This is a genomic window from Vagococcus fessus, from assembly GCF_003987565.1.
Taxonomy (GTDB): Bacteria; Bacillota; Bacilli; order Lactobacillales; family Vagococcaceae; genus Vagococcus_D; species Vagococcus_D fessus.
Map to the genome: position 1 here is coordinate 175,067 of NZ_NGJY01000001.1, position 14,320 is coordinate 189,386.

17 protein-coding genes are annotated in these 14,320 nt (G+C 34.4%); 12 read left to right on the forward strand and 5 right to left on the reverse strand.

What is annotated here, in order from left to right; translation table 11 throughout:
* The first annotated feature begins 11 nt into the window (after window positions 1–11).
* The 7 genes from CBF31_RS00870 to CBF31_RS00900 all read left to right on the forward strand — a co-directional run bounded on the left by CBF31_RS00870 (window position 12) and on the right by CBF31_RS00900 (window position 7,343).
* Window positions 12–1,367, forward strand: a complete 1,356-nt coding sequence (locus tag CBF31_RS00870; RefSeq protein WP_126830024.1) for an extracellular solute-binding protein — start codon at window positions 12–14, stop codon at window positions 1,365–1,367.
* Window positions 1,368–1,435: 68 nt separating this feature from the next.
* Entirely contained in the window at window positions 1,436–2,251 is an 816-nt protein-coding gene (locus CBF31_RS00875) for an HAD family hydrolase (RefSeq protein WP_126830026.1), read from the forward strand.
* A gap of 3 nt (window positions 2,252–2,254) precedes the next feature.
* A complete protein-coding gene (locus CBF31_RS00880; protein WP_126830028.1) occupies window positions 2,255–3,136 on the forward strand; it encodes a sugar phosphate isomerase/epimerase family protein in 882 nt (293 codons plus the stop codon).
* 2 nt (window positions 3,137–3,138) lie between these two features.
* Complete coding sequence (gene add / locus CBF31_RS00885; RefSeq protein ID WP_126830029.1) at window positions 3,139–4,143, forward strand: adenosine deaminase; 1,005 nt, start codon at window positions 3,139–3,141, stop codon at window positions 4,141–4,143.
* Window positions 4,144–4,210: 67 nt separating this feature from the next.
* Window positions 4,211–4,909 carry an MgtC/SapB family protein gene (locus CBF31_RS00890; protein ID WP_126830031.1) on the forward strand — a complete coding sequence of 233 codons (699 nt, stop codon included), beginning with the start codon at window positions 4,211–4,213 and terminating at the stop codon, window positions 4,907–4,909.
* A gap of 12 nt (window positions 4,910–4,921) precedes the next feature.
* Window positions 4,922–5,716: a DeoR/GlpR family DNA-binding transcription regulator gene (locus CBF31_RS00895; protein ID WP_126830033.1), complete on the forward strand. Its 795-nt coding sequence runs from the start codon at window positions 4,922–4,924 to the stop codon at window positions 5,714–5,716.
* A gap of 145 nt (window positions 5,717–5,861) precedes the next feature.
* The gene (locus tag CBF31_RS00900) at window positions 5,862–7,343 is read left to right on the forward strand and encodes a hypothetical protein (protein WP_126830035.1); all 1,482 of its coding nucleotides are present in this window, start codon (window positions 5,862–5,864) and stop codon (window positions 7,341–7,343) included.
* A 155-nt stretch (window positions 7,344–7,498) separates the two neighbouring features.
* On the opposite strand, the gene menE is transcribed toward CBF31_RS00900, so the two are convergent.
* Complete coding sequence (gene menE / locus CBF31_RS00905) at window positions 7,499–8,929, reverse strand: o-succinylbenzoate--CoA ligase (protein ID WP_126830037.1); 1,431 nt, start codon at window positions 8,927–8,929, stop codon at window positions 7,499–7,501.
* Window positions 8,930–8,943: 14 nt separating this feature from the next.
* Complete coding sequence (menB, locus tag CBF31_RS00910; RefSeq protein WP_126830038.1) at window positions 8,944–9,756, reverse strand: 1,4-dihydroxy-2-naphthoyl-CoA synthase; 813 nt, start codon at window positions 9,754–9,756, stop codon at window positions 8,944–8,946.
* 163 nt (window positions 9,757–9,919) lie between these two features.
* Between menB and CBF31_RS00915 the strand changes: the two genes are divergently transcribed.
* Together CBF31_RS00915 and CBF31_RS00920 are read left to right on the forward strand one after the other, a co-directional pair.
* Window positions 9,920–10,291 carry a PaaI family thioesterase gene (locus CBF31_RS00915; RefSeq protein WP_126830040.1) on the forward strand — a complete coding sequence of 124 codons (372 nt, stop codon included), beginning with the start codon at window positions 9,920–9,922 and terminating at the stop codon, window positions 10,289–10,291.
* A gap of 1 nt (window position 10,292) precedes the next feature.
* Window positions 10,293–11,702: a DASS family sodium-coupled anion symporter gene (locus tag CBF31_RS00920; RefSeq protein WP_126830042.1), complete on the forward strand. Its 1,410-nt coding sequence runs from the start codon at window positions 10,293–10,295 to the stop codon at window positions 11,700–11,702.
* A 32-nt stretch (window positions 11,703–11,734) separates the two neighbouring features.
* On the opposite strand, the gene CBF31_RS00925 is transcribed toward CBF31_RS00920, so the two are convergent.
* Window positions 11,735–11,992 carry a hypothetical protein gene (locus CBF31_RS00925; protein ID WP_245977915.1) on the reverse strand — a complete coding sequence of 86 codons (258 nt, stop codon included), beginning with the start codon at window positions 11,990–11,992 and terminating at the stop codon, window positions 11,735–11,737.
* The gene (locus CBF31_RS11170; protein ID WP_245977924.1) at window positions 11,935–12,084 is read right to left on the reverse strand and encodes a hypothetical protein; all 150 of its coding nucleotides are present in this window, start codon (window positions 12,082–12,084) and stop codon (window positions 11,935–11,937) included. The genes CBF31_RS00925 and CBF31_RS11170 overlap by 58 nt, the downstream gene beginning before the upstream one ends.
* Before the next feature lie 160 nt (window positions 12,085–12,244).
* Between CBF31_RS11170 and CBF31_RS00930 the strand changes: the two genes are divergently transcribed.
* The 3 genes from CBF31_RS00930 to CBF31_RS00940 are packed head-to-tail and all read left to right on the forward strand — an operon-like array spanning window position 12,245 to window position 13,512.
* A complete protein-coding gene (locus CBF31_RS00930; protein ID WP_126830044.1) occupies window positions 12,245–12,553 on the forward strand; it encodes a PadR family transcriptional regulator in 309 nt (102 codons plus the stop codon).
* A gap of 18 nt (window positions 12,554–12,571) precedes the next feature.
* Entirely contained in the window at window positions 12,572–13,207 is a 636-nt protein-coding gene (locus CBF31_RS00935; RefSeq protein WP_126830046.1) for a DUF2812 domain-containing protein, read from the forward strand.
* A 17-nt stretch (window positions 13,208–13,224) separates the two neighbouring features.
* On the forward strand, window positions 13,225–13,512 hold the full coding sequence (locus CBF31_RS00940) for a nucleoside triphosphate pyrophosphohydrolase (protein ID WP_126830048.1): 288 nt from the start codon (window positions 13,225–13,227) through the stop codon (window positions 13,510–13,512).
* Between the two features lie 88 nt (window positions 13,513–13,600).
* On the opposite strand, the gene CBF31_RS00945 is transcribed toward CBF31_RS00940, so the two are convergent.
* Complete coding sequence (locus tag CBF31_RS00945) at window positions 13,601–14,305, reverse strand: GntR family transcriptional regulator (protein WP_126830051.1); 705 nt, start codon at window positions 14,303–14,305, stop codon at window positions 13,601–13,603.
* Window positions 14,306–14,320: the final 15 nt, after the last annotated feature.

The window sequence follows — 14,320 nt, forward strand, 5'->3', positions numbered from 1 at the left end:
GAGAGATAAGAATGAAAAAATTTTTAGCAGGATTAGTATGTGTAGGAGCGATTGTTGGTTTAGCAGCTTGTGGTAAAAATGATAACGCTAGTAGTGGAGGAGATGTATCGCTAGTAAAAGATTTTTCAGATACAGAAATTGTGCTCTGGCATGCAATGTCAGGTAGCAATGGAGAAGCTTTAGACAAGATTGTTAAGGACTATAATGATACTCAGGGTAAGGAAAAAGGTGTGAAAGTTAGCACAGTTTTTCAAGATACTGAGATTGCTAGTAAAGTAAAAATGACTTCCTCTACAAATGATAGTAAAAATGCACCTGATATTATTCAAACGGTAGGTATGGATATCCCATCAATTTCAAAGTTACCTCAAATTGTTCCTGCTCAGACATTTTTAGATGATAAAAACTCATCAATAACAAAAGATGACTATTATGAACAATTATTACGTGGATTCACTTATGAAGATAAAATTGTTGGTGTACCAATGGCAGTTTCAACATTACTCCTTTATTATAATGAAGAATTATTGAAGAAAGAAGGATTTGATAAAGCACCTGAAACGATTGATGAATTAGCTTCATATACTAAAAAATTAGGTCAAATTAAAGATGTTAATGGTTTAAATACTCAAATCTCTCGTTATCAACTTGTTAATTTTTTAGTGAGTCAATTTCCAGAAAGTTTTGTAGGAGATAATGAAGGTGGTCGTAAGGCACCTATGACGAAAGTAACGATTAAAGAAGACGGAACGTTGGATAAGTTTTTAACAGAGTGGCAAAAAGTTATTGATAGTGGTGGTTACAAACACATTGAGGATAATGCCAATGAAGAGTTTGCAACAGGCATGAATGCTATGGCTCTTTTATCATCATCAAGATTAGGTGCAATCAAAACATTATCAGAAGGTAATTTTACGTTCAAAACAGCATTTTTACCAAAAGTATCGGCAGATGATACTAGTGGTGCAAGTACAGGTGGTAGTTCTTTAGTACTATACAATCACAACGATGAAAAGAAATTATCTGCTGCATGGGATTTTGTTGCTTTTGCTACATCACCAGAAGTTCAATCGAAGTGGTCACAATTGACAGGTTATATTCCTGTGAATGTTAAAACAGAAGAATTGTCTGAGATGAAAGAGTTTTATAAAAATAATCCTCAGTTTAAAACAGCATTAGATCAATTAAAAGCATCTGATCCATTAGCACAAGAACCTTTTGATTTAGTAAACTGGGAAATTAATGATATTATTACCGATGCTATGCAAAAATTTGCTGAGAAAAAATTAAGTAAAGAAGAAACTGCTAAAGATATTGTCGATAAAGTAAATAAAGCTTTGGATGAATATCATGAAGCAAATGGTTAATACTAGTGCATATGAGGTTGATAGCTATCAACCTCATATTTTAAATTGAGAGGAAAGGTAGAGCTGTCATGGCAATTAATTATATTTTTAGTGATATTGATGGAACCTTGATTCTAAATAGAGAACCATTAATAGAAGAATTTATTAAAGAAGTAAAAGAAGTGAGTAAACAAGGTGCATATTTTACGTTTGCCTCTGGTCGATTGCCATATATGATTCAACCATTATTGGAGCAAGTAGGATTACCAAATCAGTTATATGTGGCATGTAATGGTGCTTTAGTAAAGCAAGGTAATAAAACTGTTTATCAGAAAAAATTTTCGTTACAAATTCTAAAAGAAATAGTTGAAAAGGCATTGAATTCAAATATGACAGTTTTGTATGCGATTGATGAATTAGAATATGTCATGGCGGAAAATTCAGCGACAGTTAGAAAAAGAACAGAGAGAGGAACTTATCACCCACTAAGAAAACCGACAGAAGAGGAATGGCTGACGCTTGATATAGTAAAGTTGAATATACTACAGGATGATAGTTCTAAAGATATGAGTATTTTTGAAGTAGACTTTAAAGATATAGAAAAGGATATTCTAATTACCAGATATGGTTCATATGGATTAGAGTTAGTAAGTAAAGGTGTTAATAAATTAAAAGGCATAGAGCGAGTGTTAAAAGAGTTAAATGGTTCATTGGAAGAAACCGCAGCAATTGGAGATAATGAAAATGATTTTGAAATGATAGCAGCAGTAAGCTTTGGTTGTGCAGTAGAAAATGCAACGATAGAGTTAAAGAATATAGCAGATTTTCAAGCTAAAGGAATTGCTATACAGGGTGCTGCTAGTGCTTTGAAAAAAATAAAAGAAATAAATAGAGAGGAACTATAAAACATGAGACTGTCCACTTCAACTAATATTTTATTTGAACGAACATATGGAAACCCAATTGACCCAATTGAATGTATGAAACTGTGTAAGAAAGCAGGATATGATGTCTTGGATTTTTGTTTTCATGATTTAACTACATATAATAGTGAATTTATGATAGGAAATTGGGAAACATACATGCATAAGGTTAAAAATACAGCAGACGGTTTGGGAATTGAATTTAGTCAGGGGCATGCAGTTGTTTATGATTTTTGTAATTGTGACCTAGACCATCAGTATTTTGAAGAGATTTTGAGGAAAAATATTTTAGGTGCTGAAATTTTGGGTATAAATTGGCTAGTTATGCATCCATCAACAGTTAGGAATACAGCAACACCATTTAAAGATTCTAGAGAAAAAAATATAGAATTTTTCACAAAATGGTGTGATTTCGCTAATGACCATAATGTAGGAATCGTAATCGAAAACATGTGGGATTGCCATATGTCTCCATTTAAATTATATTGTTCCACTGCTGAAGAAATGGTAGACCTAATTGATGAAGTCCCATATTTAGGAGCGTGTTGGGATGCTGAACATGGTGCAATTATGCAACAGAATCAATTGGAATCTATGAAGCTATTAGGAAATAGATTGAAGGCCACGCATATTTCTGATTATACGAGTAATCAAGATATTCATTTATTACCGTATCTTGGTAAAGTAAATTGGGATGAGTTGATGTCAGCTTTTGCAGAGATTGATTATAAAGGAGATTTTGATTTAGAAATTCATCGCTATTTATTAACTATGCCGATGGAAAATGTTGAGAGTGCCATTCGTCTAAGTTATGAAATAGGGCAGGGATTAATTAAGTTATATGAGGATAAAAAGGAGTTGGTATAAGAATGACTAATTTTATAAAACAACTTCCTAAAGTAGAGCTTCATTGTCATTTAGATGGCTCAATTAGACCTAGTACACTAAAAAAAATATACGAAAATTCTTCTGAATTGTTAATGTTGTCGGATGAAGAACTATTAAAAGCAGTTAGAGCACCTGAAAAATGCAATAATTTAACAGAATATCTCTCATGTTTTCCTTTAGTAACAGCCGTTTTAAATACACCTAAATCGTTAAAAATAGCTCTAATGGATGTTATGGAACAAGCGTCTCAAGAAAATTTAATCTATCAAGAAATAAGATTTTCACCAAAACACTTGTCAACCTCAACATTTTCAATGGAAGATGTTGTAGAGAGTTTAGTTAAAGCAAAAAAAGAATTACAACCGTTTTACCCTGTTGAAGTTGGTTTAATTGCATGTTGTATGAGAGGTCAATTAGATTCAGTTAATTTAGAAATAGTTAGATTAGCCCAAAAATATCAAAAATACGGTATAGTAGGGATTGATTTAGCTGGAAATGAATTAAAATATGCAACTAAAGACTATAAAAATATATTTTTGAAAGCTGAAAGTTTAGGGATTCCCTATACGATTCATGCTGGTGAAACTGGGAGTGTTGAAAATATTAAGGATGCCATTGATTTTGGTGCTAAGCGAATAGGACATGGAATTGCACTTTCTAAAGACAAAGTTTTACTAGAAAAAATTGCTAAACAAAATATTTTGTTAGAGATGTGTCCTGTTTGTAATATTCAAACACGAGCTTCTTATTCTTGGAAGGATTATCCAGTTTCTTTATTCAAAGAATTCGGCGTGAACTATTGTTTTAATACAGATAATAGAACTGTTTCTAATACAACAATAACGAGGGAATTTGAAGAAATTGATATACATAAATATCCTATAACACGGGAAGAAGTCAATGCTACAACACTTCAAGCAATCGATTATCTATTTGTATCAAATATGAAGAAAAAGGATTTGAAAGAAAGAGTAAAACATGTTTAATTATAATAATGGAGACTTTTAAAAAATGCTAGGATAAAGACTTTTAAAAAAATAAAGGATTGATATAATGTCAGTAAGAGATATTTTATTCCGAATCTGCTTAGCGTTGATTTATTCGTCAGTGATTGGTTATGAAAGAGAAAAAAATCAGAGTAATGCAGGATTAAAAACACATGCACTTGTGGGAGTATCTTCTGCTCTAGTGGCTATCATTCAATCGGAGATTGGCCATCAAGCTTTAGTTAATGCTTTGGCTTATCCAGAGATGTCTAATTTTTTTAGTGCAGATCCCGCAAGATTAACAGCTCAGGTTGTTTCTGGTATTGGGTTTCTAGGTGCTGGAACAATTATAGTTACAAGACACAGTATTTCAGGATTAACAACTGCAGCATCTATTTGGTCTGTAGCATGTTTAGGGATTTCAATAGGTATGGGGTATGTAAATATTTCTATTATTGGCTTTTTAGCAATATTTAGTATACTGTATATCCTGAAACGATTTGTAAATTTATCAGTTCCAACAAAATTAATTGTTAAGTATACTGGGGGCGTGCATACTCTAGATAAGATTAGATTAGACTTAGAACGATTGAATTTGCAATATACGACTATCAAATATGATGTACAAGTATATGGAGAAATGAAATTATATACAAATATTTTTGAAATTAAATCTTTAGATCAAAAGTATTTTGATAAATTGTTAGATGTATTTGCTCATGATGAAGACATCATAAATTGTGAGAAAACGAAATTTGATAAATAAGGGGCGTTAATTTTGACTAAAATTGAAAAAAGACATAAAAAAATTCTAGAATTATTATCGTCTACGCCGTTGGCAACAACAGCGGAACTTTCAGAAAAACTAGGTGTTTCAAGTGAGACAATAAGAAAAGATTTAAAAATACTATCCGAAGAGAAATTAATAACTCAAACACATGGTGGTGTTGCTTTATCTGAAGGAAAAAATATAAATTATCCTTTTGATTATCGAATGAAGATAAATAGCAAAAGTAAGCAAAAAATTGGAAAAAAAGCAGTAGGGTTAGTAGAAAAAGATGATGTTATTTTATTAGAAAATAGTACGACTTCATTGGCCTTAGCTCGAGAGCTATGTAAAAATAAAGAATTATTAGATAGTTTAGTTATTGTCACTACCTCTTTTAAAATAGCGGCACAACTAGATGAAATTTTTAAAGAATATAAAACAACTTGCCGATTATTTTTCGTAGGAGGATGGACAAATTTTGAGCAACATGGAACATTTGGTTTGCATACAATGGAGACACTAAAATCGATACATGTGAAAAAGGCTTTTTTAAGTGGTGCTGCATTAGATAGTAAATTTAGGCTAAGTGGTTATACTGATGAAGATGTAGCATTTCAAAAAAATGCTATTCTATACTCAGAACAGGTTGTTTTGATGATTGAAAAAGGAAAATTCCCAAAATCAGGTTTTTCTATTGTTGGAAATATTGAAGAGGTAGATTATATCGTAACGGATATTCCATTGAATAGTGAGTTAGTTAGGAAACTAGAAGCTGTGGATGTACAGTTGATTGAAGTCGAATAAAGGATAAGTGAATATAAAAAACAGGTAAATAGTATAGATACCTGTTTTTTTTATTAAAGGGGTAGAAATAACTTTAAGGTCACCTTGATTAAAAAATAAGTGTTTTAATAACTATTCTGATTATCGATACATTAAAGGAGACGTTATGAAAAAAATTACAATGTTTTTCTTCTCTATAGGAATAACTGTTGCTTTTACAGTATTCTCATCTTTTCGTGTAGCAGCAGAGCAATTAAAACCAGTTATTGATATAACTATACCAAGTGTTGGGCAAACTAAAATTGCACCAGATAGAGATTTTTACATTATAGGAAATATAACAGGTATCGTACCAGAAGATAGTCAATTGATGGTTACAGTACAGGAAAAGAATACTAAAAAAATTATTCGTAAAGTTATCGTGAGTAAAAAAGACAATGAAGAAGGCATGGATATCAATCATCCTTTACTCAGTTATTACGGAAATAATCGTGAAGAACTGTCAAAATCTTTGATGCCTGATTTGGTTTATAACCCCGGTAATCCTTTATCGCTATTCTCTCCCTGGATGAAAGGTTATTTTACAGATAGTAATTTTACAGCAGTAATCAATAATGGTCAGTCTTATGATATGTACAGCAAATTTGACCAAAATGGAAAGCCTTATGTGCCGCTATCAGAGGGAGAATATATTATCTCAGTTATATTAATGGATGAAAATAATAATTTTTTAAGTAATCAATCTAAACAGATTACAATAGGTTATAGTTTGAATAAAGTATTGAGCCGTTTCTCTCCGAAGAATCATTTTGAAAGGGTACTTAGAGAGGCAGAAACATACGATTATCAAGTTTTTCTAGATCCGTTTCCTGGTTATTGGTCACCTGATAGTTTTATTCCAGGTCTTATAGGGAAAAATATTTTTGCAGAAATTTTACCAGAATGGAGACATGCTGATTTAGCAGAGTATCAAAGTGGTAAAACTCATTTTTATGTATATAATGTAAAAGAGTCTAGCGCGACTTATAATGTAGAAGTTGGGACATTGCAGGAGCAACAAATTATAGATAATCCAGAACGAGTTACCTATTATTATTATAAATGGGGAGAACCCGTGTTGGGTAGTAAGAATAGTCCCATTGGAAAGTTTACTCCAGGAGATTCATTAGAATTAACAAGGGTAGATTCAACAGATAAAGCATCGATACTTGAGGAAGGCAAAGTTGTAACATCAAATGATACAGAAGAGGTCAGTTCTACAGGAATTACAGACCATAAAGTATCGGTTGGACATGATAATTTCATATCATTATCAGGAGTTGTAACACCTATTCAAAATGATGAGAAAGATATTCAGCATTTGGAAGATAATTCATTTATTATTGGAAATAGAATAAACCAATTATATTATGAAGTATCATGTGAGGGTGATACCAAAAAAATAGTGAAACCGGTATCGGTTAATAGAGTAATGGATAACAAGGATAATCGTTCTGTATTAGAATTTAGTCATTTATTTGAGATTCCTTATTCATGGAGAGGACATGATATAACATTTAATATTAAAGGATTAGATTCTTTTAATAAGAGCGTCGAAGGTTCTGAGGAAAAAATAATCATTCAGTCTGAAAAATATGTATTGAGTTAGATAAAATAAAATGAGTATTCAGAATATATAGTTATAATTAAACTTATTGTTATATTTAATAATGGGTTAACTAAACTTTAAAGTTATTTTTATTTGTTTAAACAAAACAGAAGCCCGACATTACTCTATTACGGTAATGTCGGGCTTCTTTTATTTTATTTCTCAACCATCTCTGGCAGTTTTCGTTTAACTAATTTACCTAACGAGTTACGTGGGAGTTCATCAATCACGTAATAGCGCTTAGGTTGTTTGTAGTGAGCCACCAGTCCGTCTATCTCTTGTTTGATAAGCTCTTTGTCAAAGGAAAGACCTGGATGGAGGACGATATAAGCGGTGACGATTTCACCCCAATACTCATCAGGCTCACCTGTTACGGCGACTTCTTTCACTTGTGACGTCGTGAGTAGGGCATTTTCCACGCGGAGTGGGTAGATATTTTCACCACCAGAAATAATCAGTTCTTTCTTACGTCCAACGACATATAAGAAACCTTCCTCATCAAGATAACCAAGGTCACCTGTTTTTAGGAAGCCATCTGTTGTTTTAATCATCTCTGCATTGATGTAACCCGGTGACACATTTGGTGCTTTAATCAGGATTTCACCTATGCCATCTTCGTTAGGGTCTTCGATTTGAAGTTCCACAGGGAAGAGTGGCTGACCACTTGAACCGATTTTTCGCTTAGCGTCACGAGCGTTTAGTGCAATAACTTGCGATGCTGTTTCCGTCATACCAAAGGATTGAATAATCGGCAAATCAAGGGCATGGGCTTCTTCTAATTGAGCGACCGTTAGAGGTGCACCACCTAGTAAAACACAGCGAAGTGAGTCTTTATTCTCAGCAAAGTCAGGGACTTTGAGAAGTGCCGTTAGCATCGTTGGGACTAATGAAATGTGCGTAATACTAGCTTCTTTAATCAGCTGACAAATTAGTGTTGGATTAAATTTTTCGACAAGGTAAACCGTATTTCCATAGATTAAGCTCTTCATCATCATAGAATAGCCACTAATATGGAATAAAGGAACGGTTAGGAGCCATTTATCATCAGGAGTCATTCCGACATTAAGAGCAGAGCCTGTCGCACTTGAAAAGTGATTCTGATAGGTCTGTTTAACGCCTTTAGGCACGCCTGTCGTACCAGAGGTAAACATGATGGTCGCGACGTTATCAAGCTCTAATGGCTTCTGAGTATAAGTTAGACCCTCTGTTGTAATCTGTCTTAGTTTAGTTAAATCAAGGACAGGACACGAACAGTCTTTCAATTTGTCGTGAAAGAGTGGGTCAACTATTACGCAATCCGGTGTAGCAATTGTTAATTGTTGGGCGATTTCACCAGCCGTTAATCGGTTATTTAAGACCACCACTTCGACTTGTAGCAAGTGAAGGGCAAGGAGTAGTAAATAAAAGTCTGCATGATTACGACCTAAAACAGCCACCCGTTGTAAAGTGGGTGACTGTGAGGTAATCGCAGTGGCAAGTTGTGTCGCATCAGTTTCTAATTCTTTAAAGGTCCAGCATGTATCGTTAAATACTAAACCCAATTGATTCGGACTCATCTTAGCCCGTTTGATTAACCAGTTTTCCATACTTAGCCTTCTTTTTATGGGAATTTAGGGAATTGGTCAAAGTTAGGTTCTCTCTTCTCTAAGAATGAGTTTTTACCTTCTTTGCCTTCTTCAGTTGTGTAGTAAAGCATTGTGGCATCACCAGCGAATTGTTGTAAGCCAGCAAGTCCATCTGTATCAGCGTTCATAGCTGCTTTGATGAAGCGGATAGCAGTAGGGCTCTTCTTAAGAATTTCTTTAGCCCAGCTGATTGTTTCTTCTTCGACTTTATCTAAAGGAACAACCGTATTAATCCAACCCATTTGTAAGGCTTCTTCAGCAGGGTATTGTTTACATGTGAACCAAACTTCTTTAGCTTTCTTATGTCCAACGACACGTGCTAAGTAGCCAGAACCGTATCCAGCATCAAAACTACCTACGTTAGGGCCAGTTTGACCAAATACAGCATTATCAGCCGCAATTGTTAAGTCACAGACTAATTGTAAGACGTTACCGCCACCGATAGACCATCCTTTAACCATTGCAATAACTGGTTTTGGAATCACACGGATTAAGCGTTGTAAGTCTAAAACATTTAAACGAGGGATGCTGTTTTCGTCGATGTAACCACCATTCCCACGGACACTTTGGTCTCCGCCTGAACAGAAAGCTTTATCGCCTTCACCTGTAAGGATGATAACACCAATTGAAGCATCATCGCGAGAGATAGTAAAAGCTTCAATCATTTCTGAAACTGTAAGTGGTGTAAAGGCATTATGAACTTGAGGACGGTTGATTGAGATTTTAGCAATCGCACCTTGACGCTCAAATAAAATTTCGTTGTATTCTTTAATAGTTGACCAAGTCATATTGGATCATTCCTTTCTCGTATATCTAGGAACATTATACATTATTTTCAGAAAAAAACATTGAAACTGGCTCAAATTAAGCTAATATTGTTGAATGGACTTGTTATATGTGATTTACTTACTAAGGGAAAAGAGACGATTCAAGAGAGTTAGGAGGGATAAAATGGATATTATAAACTTATTAGGGATTGTCCAAGAGACAGTCACGAAAGAAAAAGTAGTGTTATCAATGGAAGTAAGAGAAGAACATTGTCAGCCTTTTGGTATTATGCATGGTGGTGTCTCTGCGGTACTTGCTGAAACAGCAGCAAGTTTAGGCGCTCTTGAGAATGCAGAGGAAGGTCGTATTCCTGTAGGGATGGACATCCATTCGAGACATGTTAAGTCTGTAGCAAAAGGAAGATTAACGGTAGAGGCGGAGCCTGTATCGATAGGGAAGACGGTTCAAGTCTGGGAAGTGACGATAACAGACGATAGAGAACGTGTGATTAGTCATAGTACGTGTAGTTTAATGATGATTGAAAGGAAAGGGTAACATGGCATTAACAAAACAAAATAAATTTTTAGCATTACTTTTAGTAGAATTTCTGATCGGCTTCTTGCTGAAAAGTGCCCCGTTTGGATTGAGCACTGTAGGGTGGCGTGCATCAGTCATATTCGCTTGTTTTATCATAAGTAGTTTATTAGGCTTGGCGCCTATTGGTGTTCAATCCTTAATCGTTTTAACGCTAATAGGGTTGTTTAAGCTAACGCCAGACAGTAAAGCGTTATTTGCAGTCTTTGGTTCGGAAAGTATTTGGCTAGTTATTTTTGCCTTTTTCATTGCCATTGGCTTTCGTAATACTGGTTTAGGTAAGCGAATTTCTTATAGTTTAATTCGTTTAACTGGAAACTCGGTCCAGTCAGTGGGGTATGGACTTATCTTATGTGATCTTGTTGTCGCACCCTTTATCCCAAGTAGTAATGCAAGGGGAGCAGGTGTCGGTTATCCGATTACGACATCTGTGATTGAGTCTTTAGAAATTGAGAATAAAGAAGAACGCAGACGAGCAGGGTCCTATTTTAGTATGGTAAGTTACCACGGAAATTTACTGACAAGTACGTTATTTTTAACAGCGATGGCGACGAATCCAATGGCGCTTTCAATGGCAAAAGATTTAGTAGATATTGATCTAAGTTGGGGAAAATGGTTAATGATTATGGCTATCCCTAGTGTCTTAGCCTTATTACTAATCCCATATATCTTAAAACGACTGATTAAACCTGTAGATTTTGATACAGCTAAAATAAAACATGATGCGTCAGTTAAACTAGCTGAGATGGGGAAATTAAAACAATCAGAGATGATTTTAATCGCAACCTTTGCCTTGATGATTTTCCTATGGTCATTCGGAAAGCAGTTTGGTGTGAACGCCACAGTGGTGTGTATGATTGCTACATCAATTTTATTAGTGACAAATGTGATTGCGTATGATGATATCTTAAAGGAAAAGAATGCTTGGGATATTTTAATATGGATGTCTCCTTTATTACTTTTAACGTCAATTATGACCAAAGAAGGTGTGATTGACCGTGTGGTTCAGTTAGCACAGAACTTACCAATGAGTGTCTCATGGGTAAGTGTTTATCTTATCGTATCGTTATTATATGTGTATTTACATTACTTCTTTACGAGTACAGTGGTTCATTTGCAAGTGTTATTTTTACCATTCTTAACGATTATGTTAAGCTTCGGCGTACCAAGTTTACTTGCAGTCCTAACCTTAACAACGTTACTTGCGATTACACCAGGTATGACGCATTACGGAACAGGGACATCTGGACTTTATTTCTCACTAGGTTATACGCCACAGAAACAATTATGGCTAATTGGATTTATTATTTCAGTCATTGAATTGGTACTATTCCTTGGGTTATTACCCCTTACAACAGGGTGGTTTGGATAATAAAAAAGAGGCTTAGGCCTCTTTTTTTTGTATTAAATTAGAGAGAGTAACCGGTATAAAAAGTAGCCCATAGCAATTAGGAGCCAAAAGCAACTGACGGTCATTACGATATGTAAATAAAAACTCGCAATAAAAGTGAGAACGATTAGGATAGGGATAGAATAACGTCTCAACCGGAAATGAGTTGGTATTGTTTCAACGCTATCCTCAAGAGAGGTTTGGAAAATTTGGGTTAAGTGAATGAGATGGGCGCTGTCAGGTTTTGCTTCGCCGCGTTCCCATTTTGAAATAGATTGACGAGTGACATTGAGTTTTTGAGCGAGGGCTTCTTGAGAGAGGCCTTCTTTTTTCGTAAGGCAACGAGTTTTTCTGATAAATCCATGACTACTCCTCCTAGAGTTTTCTTCATCGTAGCACAATATTTAGTGGTTGCGTAAGAACAGAGCGGTTGCGATTTGCTCATTTAATAAAAAAGACTTGCTTTTTATACAGTCACGCTATATAGTTTAACTATACAGTTTGACTATATAAGAGGTGAAAAAATGAGAAATTCAAGATTACCGTTAACCGAGACAGTCTATTATCTTCTATTAGTCTTTAAAAAGCCGACCTATGGCTATTTAGCTATTAAGGAAATCGAAGAATTAAGCGAAGGTGACGTCAGGATTGCGGCAGGAACGATGTACGGTGCGATTGAAAATTTATTAAAGTCAGAGATGATTGTCCAAGTGTCATCGGAAAATGAACGACGTAAGATGTATCAAACAACAGCTTACGGTAATGAAGTATTGGAAGAAGAAGTCGCACGTTTAAGTCATTGTGTACGTGTCTGGGAAAAACTGAATCGATAGGTATTGGAGGAGAACATAATGAGAGAGAAGAAAAAGTGGAAGATATTTGTATCATTAGATAAAGAAGAAGCGTGGTTAAACAAACAATTGGAGAATGGCTGGCGCTTTACGGGTATAACAGCTATGGGTCGTTATAAATTTAGAGAAGTTGAAGCAGTTGACCGTGATAAGGTTATTCGTGTTGATTACAGAAAATTTGAAAAAACAGCGCCGTATTCAGACTATCTTCAATTTATGGAAGATGCAGGATGGAAGCATTTGGCAGGCAAAAAAGATAGTGGCACCCATTACTATATTGGGAGTAAGTCGAATCAAATGGAACTCTATTCAGATGATGATTCAAAATTAGAACGAGATAAACGCTTAAGAAAAGGGTATGCGATGTCTATGTTACCGATTTTAGTCATTTATTATGTTTTATTTGAAAAAGGGAGTTTATCGGCGATTACAAATCCGTCGCAGTTTTTCCTAACTCCGGGACTATGGGAAAAAACAGGTAGTGCCTTTACCAAAGCCTTTTTATTTGAACTTCCATTTGCGGGAATGCGTTTAGTCTTTGCCCTATTATTCCCAATTTTACTGATTTTCTTTGGTGTAACCTTGGCTAAAATTCAGTGGAATATTTCTCAACGCGAGAAATCAAAAATGTTATAAATTGAAGGAGGAAGTTAATGATGCCAGGAAAATTAATTAGAGATTTACTTCAAGAACCGATTACCAAGACCTTTCCAGATGCTGAATTCACTCAGCTAACGGGTAAAGAATTACAAGCGGCCTTAACAGATAAATTACAAGAAGAAGTTTTAGAATATATCGAAGCACCAAACCGAGACAATAAACTGGAAGAACTAGCTGATATCTATGAAGTATTAGAGGCCTTAGTGACATATGAGGGATTTGATAAAGAAACAGTAGTCTCTAAAAAAACAAGACAAGAAAGCCGAACGTGGAGGATTTGAGGGCGGCGTGTATTGGGTAAAAAAATAAAAAGAAGGACAACTTGTTATTAAACTAGTTGTCCTTCTTTTTATTAAGCACTATTGATGATTAGAAATTTGAGCTTTGAAGAAAGAATTGAGAGTGTTCATAGTGATAAATCGTTTTAGAAAAATCAAAAGCTTGGCCCGAAGTAAGATAAAAAAGTTCCTCAATATGTAGAGAAGGATCTCCTTTTTTCAATTCTAATAATTGGGCGGACTCTTCAGATAATTTTTCAACGTGAAAATGTTTATCTGAAAAACCGATATTTAATTTTAGAATATCTTTCACATAGTGAAAGATGGAGTGTTCAACAATATCTTCATTAAGATAGTTAACAATATTTTTTAAATAAAAAGATTCTTCTATGCATAATATTTGTCCATTGATATAACGAATTCTTTTTATATGATAAATATCATCATCATTAGAACAATTTAAATTGTTAATTAATTCTTCAGTAGGTTTTATAATTTTAACAAAAACCACTTTTGAAGAAAGATTGAAATTTTCTAAATCAGAGGTAAAACCTTGATTTTCTAACATATTAATATAGCCTTTTTTCTTTCTTTTTCGTGCAAAAATCCCGCTACCCTGTATTTGATAGATAACGCCACGGTTCTCAAGTATAGATAATGCTTTAACTATAGTACTTTTACTCACTTGATAATAATCAATCAGATGGCCTAGACTAGGTAACTTTTCACCTTGGCCCATATTGTCTTCTATTATTTTTTGTTCGATGAGTTGTGCAATTTGTTGATATTTTAACATTTTATCCCTACTTTT

What these genes read in the sequence shown, in the direction of transcription:
- CBF31_RS00870 (WP_126830024.1), top strand. Translation starts at nt 12, where the DNA reads ATGAAAAAATTTTTAGCAGGATTAGTATGTGTAGGAGCGATTGTTGGT.
- CBF31_RS00875 (WP_126830026.1), top strand. Translation starts at nt 1,436, where the DNA reads ATGGCAATTAATTATATTTTTAGTGATATTGATGGAACCTTGATTCTA.
- CBF31_RS00880 (WP_126830028.1), top strand. Translation starts at nt 2,255, where the DNA reads ATGAGACTGTCCACTTCAACTAATATTTTATTTGAACGAACATATGGA.
- add (WP_126830029.1), top strand. Translation starts at nt 3,139, where the DNA reads ATGACTAATTTTATAAAACAACTTCCTAAAGTAGAGCTTCATTGTCAT.
- CBF31_RS00890 (WP_126830031.1), top strand. Translation starts at nt 4,211, where the DNA reads ATGTCAGTAAGAGATATTTTATTCCGAATCTGCTTAGCGTTGATTTAT.
- CBF31_RS00900 (WP_126830035.1), top strand. Translation starts at nt 5,862, where the DNA reads ATGAAAAAAATTACAATGTTTTTCTTCTCTATAGGAATAACTGTTGCT.
- menE (WP_126830037.1), bottom strand. Translation starts at nt 8,929, where the DNA reads ATGGAAAACTGGTTAATCAAACGGGCTAAGATGAGTCCGAATCAATTG.
- menB (WP_126830038.1), bottom strand. Translation starts at nt 9,756, where the DNA reads ATGACTTGGTCAACTATTAAAGAATACAACGAAATTTTATTTGAGCGT.
- CBF31_RS00915 (WP_126830040.1), top strand. Translation starts at nt 9,920, where the DNA reads ATGGATATTATAAACTTATTAGGGATTGTCCAAGAGACAGTCACGAAA.
- CBF31_RS00920 (WP_126830042.1), top strand. Translation starts at nt 10,293, where the DNA reads ATGGCATTAACAAAACAAAATAAATTTTTAGCATTACTTTTAGTAGAA.
- CBF31_RS11170 (WP_245977924.1), bottom strand. Translation starts at nt 12,084, where the DNA reads ATGGATTTATCAGAAAAACTCGTTGCCTTACGAAAAAAGAAGGCCTCT.
- CBF31_RS00930 (WP_126830044.1), top strand. Translation starts at nt 12,245, where the DNA reads ATGAGAAATTCAAGATTACCGTTAACCGAGACAGTCTATTATCTTCTA.
- CBF31_RS00935 (WP_126830046.1), top strand. Translation starts at nt 12,572, where the DNA reads ATGAGAGAGAAGAAAAAGTGGAAGATATTTGTATCATTAGATAAAGAA.
- CBF31_RS00940 (WP_126830048.1), top strand. Translation starts at nt 13,225, where the DNA reads ATGATGCCAGGAAAATTAATTAGAGATTTACTTCAAGAACCGATTACC.
- CBF31_RS00945 (WP_126830051.1), bottom strand. Translation starts at nt 14,305, where the DNA reads ATGTTAAAATATCAACAAATTGCACAACTCATCGAACAAAAAATAATA.